The sequence below is a fragment of the Pseudoflavonifractor sp. An44 genome, assembly GCF_002161675.1.
Taxonomy (GTDB): Bacteria; Bacillota; Clostridia; order Oscillospirales; family Oscillospiraceae; genus Enterenecus; species Enterenecus faecium.
This window is the reverse complement of the sequence record NZ_NFIH01000020.1, coordinates 1-17323: the sequence shown is the minus strand read 5'-3', so window position 1 is coordinate 17323 and position 17323 is coordinate 1. Positions and strand designations below refer to the sequence as shown.

The following is a 17323-nucleotide window of genomic DNA, read 5'->3' as shown; positions in this document are numbered from 1 at the left end:
GCCCCATGCAAGCAAACGCCAAACCAGCCCAATCCGATATCTTCGCCACCCTTCCCATCCCCGTAGCCCTGCGGAAGATGATTCTTCCCGCTGTAGCCAGCCAGCTGATCGTGCTGATCTACAACATGGCGGACACCTTCTTTGTGGGGCGGACCAACAACCCGTACATGGTGGCCTCCACCTCCCTCATCCTCCCCGTGTTCAACATCACCCTGTGTCTGGCCGGACTGGCAGGCATCGGCGGCGGCTCCCTCATCTCCCGGCTGCTGGGCAGTGGCCGACCCGAGGAGGCCCGGAAGGTCAGCGCATTCTCTCTGTACCTGGGTCTGTCCATCGCCGCCCTCTTCGCCCTGGGCACGGGGCTGTTCATGGAGCCTCTGCTGGGGCTGCTGGGTGCCGGCGAGAACACCTACCACTACGCCCAGCAATATGCCACCTGTGTCATTGTCATCGGCGGCATTCCCACGGTACTGTCCAACGTGCTGGCCAACCTCATCCGCAGCATTGGCCGCTCCCGGGAAGCCAGCGCGGGTATCATCTTGGGCGGCCTGCTAAACATCGCCCTGGACCCCCTCTTTATGTTTGTCCTGCTGCCCCGGGGCCAGGAGGTGCTGGGCGCTGGTCTGGCCACCTGCCTGTCCAACTGCGTAGCCCTACTCTTTTTCCTGGTGGTGCTGGCTCGGATGGGCCGGGGCTCCATCATCACCTTCTCCCCCAAGGCAGGACTGCCCCAGCGCAGCAGCATTGTGGCGGTGTTCGGGGTGGGCATTCCCTCCGCCATCACCACCCTGCTCTTCGATTTGGACTATGTGGTCATTGACAAGCTGATGGTATCCTATCACGACGTGGCTCTGGCCGCCGTGGGCATCGTCCTCAAAGTGGAGCGTTTCCCCCTGAATGTGGGGGTGGGCATCTGCCAGGGTATGCTGCCCCTGGTAGCCTACAACTACTCGGCTGGAAATCAGCAACGGATGAACGACGCCATCCGCCTCTCCCGCCGCCTTGGTCTGATTGTGGCGGCCATCAGCATTGCGCTGTATGAAATTTTCGCCGTCCAGTTCTCCAACCTGTTCATTGGAGATGCCCAGACGGTGGAGTTGGCCTCCCAGTTCCTCCGCATCCGAGTGCTGGCCACCCCGCTGATGTTCCTGAGCTTTTTCACCGTGTACCTGTTCCAGGCCTTCGGCAAAGGGCGTGTGTCCCTCTTCCTGGGCGTGACCCGGTGGCTGTTTCTCAACATCCCCATGCTCTTTCTCCTCAACGCCATCTTCGGCATGTTCGGCATCGTCTGGTCCCAAATCACGGCGGACACCCTCAATGTGATTCTCTCCTTCTACATCTACTTCCGGTTCCGCCCCTCTGCCAACGAGCTTCAACCCAATCATGTGCAACAAGGTCTGAAATCCTAGAGATTTCAGACCTTGTTGTTTATTCCCCTTCCACCGCCAGGCACAGCCCGGAATAGGGCGGAAGAGACAGTTGAACTTGGTTATGCAGGACAGGTAAGAAGCCCTCATTTCGCTTCACGCCTCCGCCGTACTCCTCCCACTCCGTGGAGAGGATGGGCCGCAGTCCGGCGCACCCCTCCACAGGGAGTTGGTAACCGTCCTGCGTCTGGTCCGAGAAGTTGAACACGAACACCAGGCGCTCTTTTTCGCTGCGCCGTTCCAAGGCGTAGATGCACCGCTCCTCCTGGTGGCAGTCCAGCCACCGGAAGCCCTGCTCTCGGTCATCCTCCTGCCACAGGGCGGAGTGGTTGAGGTACAGGTGGTTTAAGTCCCGGATGAACCGGAACAATTCATCGTGTTTCGGATAACTGAGCAGATTCCAGTCCTGTTCCCTGCTCTCGTCCCACTCCCGGAACTGCCCAATCTCATTGCCCATGAAGTTGAGTTTCTTTCCGGGATGGGCCATCATGTAACAGTACAGGGCTCTGGCCTGGGGGAACTTCTCCTCATAGTCCCCGTGCATCTTCTGGAGGATGGTGGCCTTTCCGTGAACCACCTCGTCATGGGACAGGGGGAGCAGATACCGCTCCTGATAGAAATACATCATGGAGAAGGTAAGTTTGTGATAGTGCTGGGGCCGCATCTGGGGCGGGGTCTGGAAGTAGGACAGGGTGTCGTTCATCCACCCCAGATCCCACTTGTAGTCAAAGCCCAGTCCGCCGTGGGCCACGTCCCGGGTCACACCAGAATAAGAAGTGGAGTCCTCGGCAATGAGCAGGGCGTGGGGCTGCCGCTGCTTGAGGCCCTGGTTCATGGTCTGCAAAAACTGGATGGCCCCACGGTTCTCCCCCCGTCCCGGGTCTCCCTGCCAGTAGATGAGGTTACTCACCGCATCCATGCGCAGGCCGTCCACATGGAACTCCTTCAGCCAATAGAGAGCCGCCGACTGAAGGAAGCTTCGGACCTCCCCTCTGGAGTGCATGAAATTGCAGCTGCCCCACTCGCTGCGGCCCACCGCAGTGTTGGGGTACTCGTAGAGAGGGGTGCCGTCATAATTCCACAGGGCGTAGTCATCCACCGCAAAGTGTACCGGGACAAAGTCCATGATGACCCCGATGTGGTTTTGGTGGCACTGGTCAATGAAGAACCGCAGCTGATCGGGGGTTCCATAGCGGGAGGTGGGGCTGAAAAATCCGGTGTCCTGATACCCCCAGGAGGCATCACAGGGGTGCTCAGCCAGGGGCATCAACTCAATATAGTTATAGCCGCACTCCTTGACGTAGGGGATAAGCCGCTGGGCCAGCTCCTCATAGGTGTACCAGTCGTCAGGGGCATCGGATTTTCTCTGCCACGAGCCCAGGTGCACCTCGTAAATGTTCAGGGGCTGCTGGTACCCCTCTCCCCTGCGGTCCATCCACGCCCCGTCCTGGAAGGAATAGCGATCCAGGGTGTGGACCACCGAAGCGGTATTGGGCCGCTTTTCGCTGCCAAATCCATAGGGGTCACAGTGGTCAATGGTGTTCCCGGTCTGGCTGGTGATGCGGAATTTGTACCTGGCCCCCACCTCCACCTGAGGGACGGTGAGCTCCCAGAAGTTCCCGTCGTAGATCTTGTGCATGTCACTGCCCTGCCAGCTGTTGAAGTCCCCGATCACCGAGATGCTGGCGGCATTGGGGGCAAAGGTACGGAAGACCACGCTGCCGTCCCCCTGCACCTGGGCACCCAGAAAGCGATAGGCCTCAAATTCCTGGCCCGTGTAAAATCCGTAAAAGTCCATGGCGACCTCCTTACATTTCTAGACAATCGTCGGTTTTCCAATTATAATAGAGTATACATGGTAGGATCTCCGCTGCACACCAGCAGCTGAGGCCAGCGGTCGGATAACCAACCTTTGCAGCAAAGTGTCGGGAAAGGACGGGGCGTATGGACATTCGAGTGAAGAAAACCCGGCGGAGTATCATCACCGCCTTTATGGAGCTGCGGGCCCACAAGCCCCTGGAGAAAATCACGGTCAAGGAGCTGTGTGAAAAGGCGGAAATCAACAAGTCCACCTTTTACACCCACTTCACAGACATCTACCACCTGTCCGATCAGTTGGAGCAGGAGCTGATCCAGCAGGTGGTGGACAATCTCCCCCACCCCCAATACGTGGTGGAGCACCCCAAAGAGTTCACCCAAGAGCTGTTCCTGGCCTTTTATGCCCAGTCTGCCCGGATTGACAAGCTGTTTTCCGGCCCCCAGCGGGGCAATTTCGTGGTAAAACTCCACGCCGCCCTGAACGAGCGGATTTTCCAGGCCTATCCCCAGTATGAAGACGATCTGTTCTTCAATGTCTATCTCAACTTCGCCATTTTCGGGGGCTACTACGCCATGTGCGAGGGAAAAGCCATCGATACCCCAGGCACCATTGCCGCCATCGCCCAGATCACCGAGCACTGCTCTCGGGCCCTGGTGGAAGAGCTGCACGCCCGTAAACAGGAATAAAAGGAGTCCGGCACGAGGATACCCCCGTGCCGGACTCTCTGTATCATGATAGGTTGCTGTATCCCATGAGGGAGGCATCCACCACCCGGGCCACTTCCCGGCCCTCGGCAATGGCCCACACCACCAGGGATTGGCCCCGGTGCATGTCTCCGGCGGTAAACACCCGCTCCACGCTGGTCTCATAGCCGCCGGGCTGGGTGGCCACGTTGGTGCGGCCGTCCCGCTCCACCCCGAAGGCCTGGGCCACATACTCCTCACTGCCCAAAAAGCCTGCGGCGATGAGCACCAGGTCGGCGGGCACCTCCACCTCGCTGCCCTCCACAGGTACCATCTGCATCCGTCCGGTGGCCTCGTCCTTTTTGGGTTCCAGGCTCACCAGCACGGCCCCGCACACCTTGCCCTCCGCGTCCTGCTGAAACTCCTTCACCGTGGTCTGGTAGCGGCGTGGGTCTTCGCCAAACACAGCGATGGCCTCCTGCTGGCCGTAGTCGGTCTTTAGCACCCGGGGCCACTGGGGCCAGGGGTTGCCGGGGGTACGGGTCTCCGGGGCCTTGGGCATCATCTCCAGCTGGGTCACCCCCGCTGCTCCCAGGCGGATGGCGGTGCCCACACAGTCATTGCCCGTGTCGCCGCCGCCGATGACCAGCACCTGCTTGCCCTCGGCCAGGTGGGTGGGGACGGTTTGGAAGTCACTGTCCAGCAGCTCTTTCGTCACCTGGGTGAGGAAGTCCACGGCAAACATCACCCCCTGGGCCTCCCGTCCGGGCACTGGCAGGTCCCGGGGCTGGCTGGCCCCGCAGGCCAGAATCACCCGGTCGTACTCCTCCAGCAGCTCCTGGGCGGTGACCGTGCGCCCCACGTCCACGTGACACCGGAACTCCACCCCCGCCTGCTCCATGAGAGCAACACGGCGGTCGATAACCTTCTTGTCCAGCTTCATATTGGGAATGCCGTAGCGCAGCAGTCCGCCGGGGCGATCGTGGCGCTCAAACACGGTCACCCAGTGGCCGCGCTGATTGAGCAGCAGCGCCGCAGACAGGCCAGCCGGGCCGCTGCCCACCACAGCCACCCGCTTGCCCGTGCGCACCTTGGGGGGCTCCCCGCTCACCAGGCCATGGGCAAAAGCGTACTCAATGACCTGGCGCTCATTGTCCTTGGTGGTGACCGGCTCACTGTATTCCCCGCAGGTGCAGGCCGCCTCACACAGGGCGGGACACACCCGGGAGGTAAACTCAGGCAGGCAGTGGGTGCGGCTGAGGCGGATATACGCCTGCTCCCAGTTGCCGTGGTATACCAGATCGTTGATCTCAGGCACCAGGTTGTGGAGGGGACAACCAGAGGCCATGCCGCCGATCATCATCCCCGCCTGACAGAAGGGGACGCCGCAGTCCATACACCGGGCCCCCTGCTGCTGTTGCTGCTGGAGGGTGAGGGTGGTGTGGAACTCGTCAAAGGTTTGAATGCGCTCCAGAGGCGGGACGGAAGGCCCGTTCTGCCGTTGATATTCCATAAATCCTGTGGGCTTTCCCATCTTCCTCAACCTTCCTTTCCTGCCACGCTGGCGTAGAACGCCTCGATCTGGGACTCTTCCCGGCTCATGCCCTGCTCTTCAAATTGGGCGGAGAGCTGCATAAGCTTCTTGTATTCCCCGGGAATGATTTTCTTGAACCGGGGCAGATAGGCGTCAAAGTCGTCCAGCACCTGACGGGCCTTCTCCGAGCCGGTGGCGGCCACATGGTCCTGGAGCATCTGCCGCAGCTCCTCCCGGTCGAACTTGCTCTCCACCTTCTCCATGAGCACCTGGCCCTTGTTCAGGTTCCGGTACAGAGCGTTGCCCTCGTCCAACACGTACACCACGCCGCCGCTCATACCGGCGGCGAAATTCTTACCCGTGGGGCCCAATACCACCACACAGCCGCCGGTCATATACTCGCAGCCGTGCTCGCCCACGCCTTCCACCACGGCACGGGCGCCGGAGTTCCGCACGCAGAACCGCTCCCCTGCCATGCCGTTGATGTAGGCCTGGCCGGAGGTGGCGCCGTACAGGGCCACATTGCCGATGATGATATTCTCATGGGGGACAAAGTTCGCCTGCTTGGGGGGATACACCACCAGCTTGCCGCCGGATAGGCCCTTGCCGAAGTAGTCGTTGCTGTCCCCCTCCAGCTCCAGGGTGAGGCCCTGGGGGATGAAGGCGCCGAAGCTCTGGCCTCCTGCGCCGTGGCAGCGGACGGTGATGGTGTCCTGGGGCAGGCCGTGGGGATGACGGCGGGTGAGCTCGGAGCCCAGCAGGGTGCCGAAGCTGCGGTCGGTGTTCAACAGCTGTACCTCCACGGTGTGGGCCCGGCCACTGGACAGGCTGTCCTTGATCTTGGCGCTCTTGAGCAGCACCTGCTCGTCCTTGGTGCGCTCCAGATGGAAGTCGTAGGCGTGCTGGGGATCAAAGATGGTCTGGCTGTCCGGGACCTGGGCCAGAATTCCACTCAAATCCACCTGAGCGGCGTTGCCCGTCAGGTCGGTTCTCTGACGGAGCAGGTCGGTGCGGCCCACCATCTCGTCCACCGTGCGCACGCCCAGCTTGGCCATGTACTCCCGCAGCTCCTGGGCGATAAAACGCATGAAGTGTTCCACATACTCCGGCTTGCCCATAAACCGACGGCGCAGTTCCGGGTTCTGGGTGGCCACGCCCATGGGGCAGGTGTCCAGGTTGCACACCCGCATCATCACACACCCCAGGGTGACCAGGGGGGCGGTGGCAAAGCCGAACTCCTCGGCGCCCAACAGGGCGGCCACGGCCACGTCCTTGCCGCTCATGAGTTTGCCGTCGGTCTCAATGCGCACCCGGTCCCGGAGATCATTTTTCAACAGGGTCTGGTGGGTCTCCGCCAGGCCCAGCTCCCAGGGCAGGCCCGCATCCAAAATGGAGCTCAGGGGGGCGGCTCCGGTACCGCCGTCGTACCCGGAGATCAAAATCACCTGGGCGCCCGCCTTGGCCACACCGGCGGCCACGGTACCCACGCCCGCCTCAGACACCAGCTTCACCGAAATGCGGGCGTACTTGTTGGCGTTTTTCAGGTCATAGATGAGCTGGGCCAAGTCCTCAATGGAATAGATGTCGTGGTGAGGGGGCGGGGAAATCAGACTCACGCCGGGGGTGGAGTGACGGGTCTTGGCAATCCAGGGGTACACCTTCTGGGCAGGCAGGTGTCCCCCCTCGCCAGGCTTGGCGCCCTGGGCCATCTTGATTTGCAGCTCCTTGGCGCTGACCAGATAGCGGCTGGTGACGCCGAAGCGGCCGCTGGCCACCTGCTTGATGGCGGAGCTGCGGTCATGGTCGGTGCCCGCCGACTCCAGCCGCTCGTCACTCTCGCCGCCTTCGCCGCTGTTGGACTTGCCGTGGAGGTGGTTCATGGCCACCGCCAGGGCCTCGTGGGCCTCCTGGGAGATGGAGCCGTAGGACATGGCCCCGGTCTTGAAGCGGGTTACAATGCTGTCCACGCTCTCCACCTCCTCCAGAGGCACACCCTGTTCCGGGTAGTTGAACTCCATGAGGGAGCGGAGGGTGCCGAAGTTCTCCTGGTCCACCTGGGCGGTATACTGCCGGAACATCTGGTAGTCTCCCGTGTGGGTGGACTGCTGCAACAGGTGGATGGTCTGGGGATTGTAGCGGTGCTCCTCCCCCTGGCTGCGCATCTTGTGGCGGCCCACCGAGGGCAGGGTCAGATTCACCGCCAGCCCCAGGGGGTCATAGGCCTTGGAGTGCTGGGCGTCGGTCTGGGCGGCGATGTCCTCCAGGGTGATGCCGCCAATGCGGCTGATGGTTCCGGTAAAGTAGGTGTCGATGACCTCCCGGCTGATGCCGATGCACTCGAAAATCTGGCTGCCCTGGTAGGACTGGATGGTGGAAATGCCCATTTTAGAGGCGATCTTCACGATCCCCTGGAGGATGGCGTGGTCGTAGTCCTCCACGGCGGCGTAGTAGTCCTTATGCAGCAGCCCGTCCTGCACCAGCTGAGCCACCGTGGCGTGGGCCAGGTAGGGGTTGACGGCGCAGGCGCCATAGCCCAGCAGGCAGGCGAAGTGGTGCACCTCCCGGGGCTCCCCGGACTCCAGAATGAGGGACATGGCCGTACACTTCTTGGTCTTCACCAGGTACTTGTGCACCGCCGACACCGCCAACAGGGACGGAATGGCCACGTGGTTTTCGTCCACCCCACGGTCGGACAGGATCAAGATGGTGGCCCCCTTGCGGTATGCCTTGTCCACCTGGACAAACAGCTGCTCCAGCACCCGGTCCATGGGGGTATTTTTATAGTAAAGGATGGAGACCGTGGCCACCTGGAAGCCGGGACGGTTCATAGTCTTGATCTTCAACAGGTCCAGGTCGTTCAAAATGGGGTTGTTGATTTTCAGCACCCGGCAGTTCTCCGGCTGCTCCTGGAGCAGATTGCCGTTTTTCCCGGCGTAGACGGTGGTGGAGGTGACGATTTTCTCCCGCACCGAGTCGATGGGCGGGTTGGTCACTTGGGCGAACATCTGCTTGAAGTAGTGGAACAGGGGCTGATACTGGTCCGAGAGCACCGCCAGCGGGGTGTCCACACCCATGGCCCCAATGGGCTCGCTGCCATTGAGGGCCATGGAGCACACGCTGTTGCGGTACTCCTCATAGGTGTAGCCAAAGGCCATTTGCAGCCGGGCGCAGTACTCCCGGCTCAGCGGGGGTACCGGCTGGTTGGGCACCTTCAAGTCGTGGAGCTCCACCAGGTTGCTGTCCAGCCACTCCCCGTAGGGCTCCTTCCCGGCGTAGCGCTCCTTGATCTCCTGGTCCGAGTACACCCGGCCCTGCACCGTATCCACCAGCAGCATCTTCCCGGGGTGCAGCCGCTCCTTGGTGATGATCTGGTCCTCCGGGATGGAGAGCACGCCCACCTCCGAGGAGAGGATGAGCCGCCCATCGCTGGTGATATAGTAGCGGGAGGGGCGCAGGCCGTTGCGGTCCAGCACCGCCCCCATCACATCGCCGTCGGAGAACAGAATGGAGGCAGGGCCGTCCCAAGGCTCCATCATGGTGGCGTAGTACTGGTAGAAGTCCCGGAGGGGTTGGGAGATGGTGTCGTTGTGGCTCCAGGGCTCGGGGATGGCCACCATCACCGCCAGAGGCAGCTCCATGCCGCTCATGACCAGAAACTCCAGGGTGTTGTCCAGCATGGCCGAGTCGGAGCCGTCGGCGTGGATGACCGGCAGCACCTTGGTCAAGTCGTCCTCCGAGAAGGCGGGGGTGGACATGGTCTCCTCCCGGGCCTGCATCTTGTCGGCGTTGCCCCGGATGGTGTTGATCTCCCCGTTGTGGACGATGAAGCGGTTGGGGTGGGCCCGCTCCCAGCTGGGGTTGGTGTTGGTGGAGAAGCGGGAGTGCACCAGGGCAATAGCAGAGTCGAAGTCCTCATCCTGCAAATCCAAAAAGAAGGTGCGCAGCTGCCCCACCAGGAACATCCCCTTATAGACCATGGTGCGGCTGGACAGAGAGGGCACATAGGTGTTGTCGTTGCTCTGCTCGAAGACCCGGCGCACCATGTACAACTTTCGGTCAAAGGCCAGCCCCGCCGGGATGTCCTTGGGCTTTTTCACAAAGCCCTGGTAGATGGCAGGCATACACGCCAGTGCCTTCTCCCCCAGCACCTGAGGGGCGGTGGGCACTGGACGCCAACCCAAAAACTCCAGCCCCTCCTTGGCCACAATGACCTCGAACATCTTCATGGCCCGGCTGCGTTTCAGTTCGTCCTGGGGAAAGAAGAACATGCCAACGCCGTATTCCCGCTCCCCGCCCAGAGCAATGCCCAATTGGGCACATACCTTGGTGAAAAAGCGGTGGCTGATCTGAACCAGAATGCCAACGCCGTCCCCGGTCTTGCCCTGGGCATCTTTTCCGGCCCGGTGTTCCAGGTTTTCCACAATGTGCAGGGCATCTGCTACAATTTGATGGGTTTTCCGGCCGTGGATGTCCACAACGGCCCCGATGCCGCAGTTGTCATGCTCCAGCTGCGGGCAGTATAGGGTTTGCATGGATGGCTTTGTCATGGTGACTCCCCCTTTGGAATATCTGTAAAACGAACACAAGGGCGCCAAAGAACCCTCAGACCACCTTGTCCGTGGGATTCCTTGACACCCTTGTCAATCTCGTATTTGTAAATACATCCGTGCGCCGTGCGCGGACTATTTATTTCGTTAAAGTATACGACACACCCCCGGAGCTTGTCAACCCCCTGGAACACAAATGGCAGTTTTCACAAGTTTCTGCCAGAAACAGCCACTTCACTTTGCAGCATTTTCACACTTGACTTTGGCGAAAACGGGGCGTATCATAAGCCCATCCAACGGACAACGACGTCATGGAGCTCAGTTCTATGACGTCGCTGTCCGTTTTTATTTTCTGGAGAGGATGGATGAACATGACGAACGTGCCCAGCTATTTTGGAAGTCAGGTATTTGACCAGCGTGTGATGAAGGCCCGCCTTCCTCAAGATATTTACCGTTCCCTGCGCTGTACCATGGAGGAGGGAACGCCCCTGGACCTGCCCGTGGCCAATGTGGTGGCCGCCGCCATGCGGGACTGGGCGGTGGAGCAGGGTGCCACCCACTTTACCCACTGGTTCCAGCCCATGACCGGCGTCACCGCCGAGAAGCACGACAGCTTCATCTCCCCCGCCCCGGATGGCGGCGTGATTATGGAGTTTTCCGGCAAGGAGCTCATCCGAGGGGAGCCCGACGCCTCCTCCTTCCCTTCCGGCGGGCTGCGAGCCACCTTTGAGGCCCGGGGCTACACCGCCTGGGACCCCACCTCTTACGCCTTCATCAAGGGCAAGACGTTGTGCATTCCCACCGCCTTCTGCTCCTACGGCGGCGAGGCACTGGACAAGAAGACCCCCCTGCTGCGCTCCATGGAGGCTTTGAACCGCCAGGCTCTGCGGGTGCTCCATCTGCTGGGGGACACCGATGTGAAGTCGGTGCGCACCTCGGTGGGCCCGGAACAGGAGTATTTCCTGGTGGACCGGAAGCTGTACGACCAGCGGCCCGACCTCATCTACACCGGGCGCACCCTCTTCGGCGCCCGCTCCCCCAAGGGGCAGGAGCTCAACGACCACTATTTCGGCAACATCAAGGAGCGGGTGGCCGCCTACATGGAGGAACTCAACGAAGAGCTGTGGAAGTTGGGCATTCTGGCCAAGACCCAGCACAACGAGGTGGCTCCCGCGCAGCACGAGCTGGCCCCCATCTACACCACCACCAACATTGCCACCGACCACAACCAGCTGACCATGGAGATCATGCAGAAGGTGGCCGCCAAGCACGGCCTGGTGTGTCTGCTCCACGAAAAGCCCTTTGCCGGAGTCAATGGCTCGGGCAAGCACAACAACTGGTCCATGGCCACCAACACCGGAGTGAACCTCCTCTCCCCCGGCGACAAGCCCCACGAGAACACCCGGTTCCTCCTCTTCCTGTGTGCCGTCATCCAGGCGGTGGACGACTACCAGGATCTGCTGCGGCTGTCTGTGGCCACCGCTGGCAACGACCACCGCCTGGGCGCCCATGAAGCGCCCCCCGCCGTGGTGTCCATCTTCCTGGGGGATGAGCTGTCCGGCATTCTCAAGTCCATGGAGGAGGGCAGCCAGTACACCGCCCCCCAGGCCGAGCGCGTCAAGCTGGGGGTCCACGCCCTGCCCCCGCTGCCCCGGGACACCACTGACCGCAACCGCACCTCCCCCTTCGCCTTCACCGGCAACAAGTTTGAGTTCCGCATGTTGGGCTCCTCCAACTCCATCGCCTGCGCCAACATGATGCTCAACGCCGCTGTGGCGGAGTCCCTGCGCCAGTACGCCGACCGCCTGGAACAGGCCCAGGATCGGGTGGCGGAAATCCACCACATTCTCCGGGACGTCATTCGCCAGCACAAGCGCATTCTCTTTGACGGCAACGGCTACGATGAGAGCTGGATTGAAGAGGCGAAAGCCCGTGGGCTGCTCAACCTGCCCACCACCGCCGACTGTATGCCCTACCTACTCCACGAGAAAAACGTGGAGATGCTCACCCGCCATGGGGTATTCTCCGTGCCCGAGCTCCACTCCCGCTGTGAGATCATGCTGGACAACTACTGCAAGACGGTGGAAATCGAGGCCAACACCATGATCGACATGGCCCGCCAGGACATTCTCCCCGCCGTCCAGAGCTACGCCACCCATGTGGCCCAGGGCATTGCTGCCAAGCGCAGTGTGGTGGACACTCTGCGCTGCACCCACGAGATCAAGCTGCTGGAACAGCTGAGCACCCTCACCGACCAGATCGCCCAGGGCATGGAAGCCCTGGAGGTGGTGACGGACCGCGTGGAGCAGATGGAAGATGTCACCGCCACCTCGGAGGCGGTGCGGGACAAGATGCTCCCCGCCATGGTCCAGCTGCGCCAGGCGGTGGACCAGGCCGAGACCATCACCGCCAGTTCCTTCTGGCCCTACCCCTCCTACGGACAGCTGCTGTTCGGGGTTCGGTAATCACGATACCTATTTGAATATACATGCCTGTGCCCATACCTCCACCGAGGTATGGGCACAGGCGCACAAGGAGGCATCAACATGTGTTCCATTATGGGATATTGCACCCCAAACGCTGACGTGACGGCATTTACCCAAGGCTTCTACAAAACCAAGTCCCGGGGCCCGGACAACTCCCGCATTGTGGACACCGGAATGGGGCTGCTGGGCTTCCACCGCCTGGCCATTATGGGGCTACAGCCCCAGGGAATGCAGCCCTTCGTTCTCCATGGCTGCTATGGGGTGTGCAACGGGGAACTATACGGCTTTGAGGCCATACGGGAACAACTCAAGGATAAATACACCTTTCAGAGCCAATCCGACTGTGAGATTCTCCTCCCCCTCTATTTCGAGCACGGAGTGGACCTGTTTGCCCAGCTGGATGCGGAGTTTGCCTGTATCATTCTGGACACCCAGGGTGGCCACGTGATCGCCGCCCGGGACCCTCTGGGCATTCGTCCCCTATACTACGGCTACGACCAGGCCGGGGCCATTCTCTTTGCCAGCGAGCCCAAAAACCTGGTGGGGCTGGTGGGCCGCATTCTCCCCTTCCCCCCTGGCCACTACTATCTGGACGGACAGTTTGTGCGCTATGCGGACATGACCCGCGTGGACCAGGTGGTGGAGGGAGACCTGGACACCATCTGCACCAACATCCGGGAAAAGCTGGTGGCTGGGATTCAAAAACGCCTGGTGTCCGACGCCCCGGTGGGCTTTCTCCTCAGCGGCGGGCTGGACTCCTCTCTGGTGTGCGCAGTCGCCGCCAAAGCGTCCCCCACTCCCATCCGCACCTTTGCCATCGGCATGGACCGGGATGCCATCGACCTGAAATACGCCCGGGAGGTGGCCGACTACATCGGCAGCGACCACACCGAGGTCATCATCACCCGGCAGGATGTGCTCACCGCCCTGGAGCCGGTGGTGGAGCTGCTGGCCACCTATGACATCACCACCATCCGGGCCAGCATTGGCATGTATCTGCTGTGCAAGGCCATCCATGAACGCACGGACATCCGGGTGCTCCTCACCGGGGAGATCTCCGACGAGCTGTTCGGCTACAAGTACACCGACTTCGCCCCCTCCGCCCAGGCCTTCCAGAAGGAGGCCGCCAAGCGGATTCGGGAAATCCACATGTACGACGTACTGCGGGCAGACCGGTGCATCTCGGTGAACGCTCTGGAGGCCCGGGTGCCCTTTGGTGACCTGGACTTTGTGCGCTATGTGATGGCCATTGACCCCCGTCTGAAGTGCAACACCTATGGCAAGGGAAAATACTTGCTACGCCGTGCATTTGAAGGGGATTGGCTGCCTCTGCACATTCTCTACCGGGAGAAGGCGGCTTTCTCCGACGCCGTGGGCCACTCCATGGTGGACGACCTGAAAGCCTATGCAGAGACCTGCTACACCGACCAAGAGTTCCAGGCTCGGCGCAAGGCCTACACCCACGCCCAGCCCTTCACCAAGGAGTCTCTGCTCTACCGGGAACTGTTTGAAGCCCACTATCCCGGCCAGAGCCAGATGGTCACTGACTTCTGGATGCCCAACAAGACCTGGCCGGGGTGCAACGTGGACGACCCCTCCGCCCGGGTGCTGTCCAACTATGGAAACAGCGGGCTGTAACCTGGAAACGGGAGCGGCGATGGCACGCTGCTCCCGTTTACTGCCCCTATTCTCTGGAAATACTGAGAAGGTACCTCCGTCCACCCTGGGCAAAGGGAAATTCATCCTTGACTTTCTCACACCCCCATGATAGAATGACGGCAGTTGAAAAGGGAGTAGTTTGAAGCTATGCCGTCAACACCTCGGTCAGCGTGCTGGCCTGGCGGTATGCACCCTGTGTGGTAACAAGACTTTTCGACAACTGTCGCTTTGCGGGCAGTTGGCGGAGGGTCTTTTTTATTTTGCCTCTCCGCCCCCAACTCAACACATGGAAGGAAGGAATACCAATGACAGACGCCTACTACAAACAAACCCCACAGCAGGCCCTGGAGACTCAAAAAGCCAGTTCCAACGGACTGTCTGGCCAGGAAGCCCAAGCCCGGACCCAGCAGTTCGGCCCCAACCAGCTGGCTGAGGGTGAGAAAAAGAGTGTGCTCCAGGTCTTTGCCGAGCAGTTCAAAGACCTACTGGTGATCATCCTCATCATCGCCGCCCTCATCTCCGCCGCCTCCGGCAATCTGGAGAGCACCATCGTCATCATCGCCGTGCTCATTCTCAACGCCATTCTGGGTACCGTGCAGTACTTCAAGGCGGAAAAATCCCTGGAGAGCCTGAAAGCCATGTCCTCCCCCACAGCGAAAGTGCTACGGGACGGCAAGCGCATGGAGATCCCCTCCACCCAGATCGTCCCCGGCGACATCGTGCTGCTGGAGGCCGGCGACATGGTGGTGGCCGACGGCCGCATTTTGGAAAACTACTCCCTAAAGGTCAATGAGAGCTCCCTCACCGGTGAGAGCGAGGGCGTGGACAAGACCGCCGACGTCATCCACGCCGACCAGGTGGCTCTGGGCGACCAGAAGAACATGGTCTTCTCCGGCTCCCTGGTCACCTATGGCCGTGCCACCGTGCTGGTCACCGCCACCGGCATGAACACCGAGCTGGGCAAGATCGCCACGTTGATGAATCAGACCCAGCAGCGCAAGACCCCCCTCCAGGAGAGCCTGGACAACTTCAGCGCCAAGCTGGCCATCGTCATCATGGTCATCTGCGCCATCGTCTTTGGCCTGTCCGTGTTCCGCAGCAACATGGAGATTCTGGACGCTCTGATGTTTGCCGTGGCTCTGGCCGTGGCCGCCATCCCCGAGGCCCTGTCCTCCATCGTCACCATCGTGCTGGCCATGGGCACCCAGAAGATGGCCAAACAAAACGCCATCATGAAGGACCTGAAGGCCGTGGAGAGCCTGGGCTGCGTGTCCGTCATCTGCTCGGATAAGACCGGCACCCTGACCCAGAACAAGATGACTCCCCAAAAGGTGTACGCCGACGGCGCTCTGGTGGAGGGCAAGGACTTGAACCTGGCCAACCACGTCCAGCGCCTGCTTCTGAAGGCCGCTCTGCTGGCCAGCGACGCCACCCACGAGGAGGAGACCGGCACCTCCATCGGCGACCCCACCGAGGTAGCCCTGGTGATGTTGGGCGAGCACTTCGGTGTGGAAGAGGAGACCTACCGGGTGCAGCACCCCCGTCTGGGCGAGCTGGCCTTTGACTCCGACCGCAAGCTCATGAGTACCCTCCACGACATTGACGGCGTGCCCACCCTCTTCACCAAGGGCGCCATGGACGTGCTGCTGGACCGCTCCAAGTGGCTGCTCACCAGCGAGGGCCGGGTGCCTCTGACCCAGGAGATGAAAGAGGAGATCGGCCGGGTCAACACCCAGCTGTCCACCGAGGGCCTGCGTGTGCTGGCCTTCGCCTACCGGGAGCTGGACGCCATTCGTCCCCTGTCCCTGGACGATGAGCAGGAATTCACCTTCCTGGGCCTCATCTCCATGATCGATCCGCCCCGTCCCGAGGCCATTCAGGCCGTGGCAGACGCCAAGCAGGGCGGCATTCGCACCATCATGATCACCGGTGACCACAAGATTACCGCCACCGCCATCGCCAAGCAGCTGGGCATCTTCCAGGAGGGCGATCAGGCCCTGTCCGGTGTGGAGCTGGACAACATGACCGACGAGCAGCTGGACGCCTGCCTGGCCTCTGTCTCCGTCTACGCCCGTGTGTCCCCGGAGCACAAAATCCGCATCGTCAACGCCTGGCAGCGCCGGGGCAACATCGTGTCCATGACCGGTGACGGCGTCAACGACGCCCCCGCCCTGAAAAAGGCCGACATCGGCGTGGCCATGGGCATCACCGGCACCGAGGTGTCCAAGGATGCCGCCTCCATGATTCTGGCCGACGACAACTTCGCCACCATCGTCAAGGCGGTGGTCAACGGCCGCAGCGTGTACGCCAACATCAAAAACGCCATTCAGTTCCTGCTCTCCGGCAACACCGCTGGTATCTTCTGCGTGGTGTACGCCTCCCTGATGGCCCTGCCCGCTCCCTTTGAGGCGGTGCATCTGCTGTTTATCAACCTGCTCACCGACTCCCTGCCTGCCATCGCCATCGGCATGGAGCCCGCCCGCCGTGGGCTGCTCAATCAGAAACCCCGTGACCCCAAGGAGCCCATTCTCACCCGGCCTCTGCTGGTCCGTATCGGCATCCAGGGTCTGCTCATCGCCATTGTCACCATGATTGCCTTCTATCTGGGCTATCAGACTGGCGACGCCGCTCTGGCTACCACCATGGCCTTCTCCACTCTGACTCTGGCCCGCCTGTTCCACGGCTTCAACTGCCGAGGCGCCGAGTCCATCTTCCGGCTGAAGTTCTCCAGCAACAAGGCCTCCATCTGGGCGTTTCTGGCTGGTGTGGTGCTGCTGATGCTGGTGCTCTTTGTCCCCGGTCTCAACTCCCTGTTCATGGTCTCCCCCTCCTTTGGGGTGGCCAATCTGGGCGAGATCGTGGGCCTGGCCCTCATCCCCACCATCGTCATCCAGATCGCCAAGGTGATTATAGAGCGCAAGTAATCCCATAAGAAAGAGAGACTCCAAGTTCCATTATGAACCGCTCCCCGTCAAGAGGACAGTGAAAAAATATAAAGTTTTCCCGGCCAGTAGCCTATATGTGCTGCTGGCCGCTTTTTATGCAGCGAGATACAGTTCATGCTTTTCCATAGGCGTCAGCACACCCAGATTTCGCTGCACTCTCCTGGTGTTGTAATAGTGGATGTAATGTCTGATCATCTGGACAAGTTCTTTCTTGCTGGTAAAG

At 61.1% G+C, this 17323-nt stretch carries 8 protein-coding genes; 5 read left to right on the top strand and 3 right to left on the bottom strand.

Annotated elements, in window-relative coordinates; all coding sequences use genetic code 11:
- Positions 1 to 5: 5 nt before the first annotated feature.
- The gene (locus tag B5F98_RS09505) at positions 6 to 1409 is read left to right on the top strand and encodes an MATE family efflux transporter (protein ID WP_242961644.1); all 1404 of its coding nucleotides are present in this window, start codon (positions 6 to 8) and stop codon (positions 1407 to 1409) included.
- A gap of 19 nt (positions 1410 to 1428) precedes the next feature.
- Here the strand turns inward: B5F98_RS09505 and glgB are convergent, their stop codons facing one another.
- Entirely contained in the window at positions 1429 to 3225 is a 1797-nt protein-coding gene (gene glgB / locus B5F98_RS09500) for a 1,4-alpha-glucan branching protein GlgB (protein WP_087371862.1), read from the bottom strand.
- 146 nt (positions 3226 to 3371) lie between these two features.
- Here glgB and B5F98_RS09495 point away from each other — a divergent pair, with 146 nt between their 5' ends.
- A complete protein-coding gene (locus tag B5F98_RS09495; protein ID WP_087371859.1) occupies positions 3372 to 3932 on the top strand; it encodes a TetR/AcrR family transcriptional regulator in 561 nt (186 codons plus the stop codon).
- Between the two features lie 43 nt (positions 3933 to 3975).
- Here the strand turns inward: B5F98_RS09495 and B5F98_RS09490 are convergent, their stop codons facing one another.
- Entirely contained in the window at positions 3976 to 5463 is a 1488-nt protein-coding gene (locus B5F98_RS09490) for a glutamate synthase subunit beta (protein WP_087371856.1), read from the bottom strand.
- Positions 5464 to 5468: 5 nt separating this feature from the next.
- The gene (gene gltB / locus B5F98_RS09485; RefSeq protein WP_087371853.1) at positions 5469 to 10010 is read right to left on the bottom strand and encodes a glutamate synthase large subunit; all 4542 of its coding nucleotides are present in this window, start codon (positions 10008 to 10010) and stop codon (positions 5469 to 5471) included.
- 371 nt (positions 10011 to 10381) lie between these two features.
- Between gltB and B5F98_RS09480 the strand changes: the two genes are divergently transcribed.
- From B5F98_RS09480 to B5F98_RS09470, 3 genes are all read left to right on the top strand, one after another.
- Positions 10382 to 12475 (top strand): glutamine synthetase III, encoded by a 2094-nt coding sequence (locus B5F98_RS09480; RefSeq protein ID WP_087371952.1) that lies wholly within the window; start codon positions 10382 to 10384, stop codon positions 12473 to 12475.
- An 81-nt stretch (positions 12476 to 12556) separates the two neighbouring features.
- Positions 12557 to 14134, top strand: coding sequence for an asparagine synthase B (asnB, locus tag B5F98_RS09475; RefSeq protein ID WP_087371849.1), 1578 nt, complete (start codon positions 12557 to 12559; stop codon positions 14132 to 14134).
- A 326-nt stretch (positions 14135 to 14460) separates the two neighbouring features.
- Positions 14461 to 17079 (top strand): cation-translocating P-type ATPase, encoded by a 2619-nt coding sequence (locus B5F98_RS09470; RefSeq protein WP_087371846.1) that lies wholly within the window; start codon positions 14461 to 14463, stop codon positions 17077 to 17079.
- Positions 17080 to 17323 lie beyond the last annotated feature (244 nt).

Bases quoted from the DNA above. Each gene is read 5' to 3' on its own strand.
- glgB (WP_087371862.1), bottom strand. From the start codon at position 3,225: ATGGACTTTTACGGATTTTACACGGGCCAGGAATTTGAGGCCTATCGC.
- B5F98_RS09480 (WP_087371952.1), top strand. From the start codon at position 10,382: ATGACGAACGTGCCCAGCTATTTTGGAAGTCAGGTATTTGACCAGCGT.
- gltB (WP_087371853.1), bottom strand. From the start codon at position 10,010: ATGACAAAGCCATCCATGCAAACCCTATACTGCCCGCAGCTGGAGCAT.
- asnB (WP_087371849.1), top strand. From the start codon at position 12,557: ATGTGTTCCATTATGGGATATTGCACCCCAAACGCTGACGTGACGGCA.
- B5F98_RS09495 (WP_087371859.1), top strand. From the start codon at position 3,372: ATGGACATTCGAGTGAAGAAAACCCGGCGGAGTATCATCACCGCCTTT.
- B5F98_RS09470 (WP_087371846.1), top strand. From the start codon at position 14,461: ATGACAGACGCCTACTACAAACAAACCCCACAGCAGGCCCTGGAGACT.
- B5F98_RS09490 (WP_087371856.1), bottom strand. From the start codon at position 5,463: ATGGGAAAGCCCACAGGATTTATGGAATATCAACGGCAGAACGGGCCT.
- B5F98_RS09505 (WP_242961644.1), top strand. From the start codon at position 6: ATGCAAGCAAACGCCAAACCAGCCCAATCCGATATCTTCGCCACCCTT.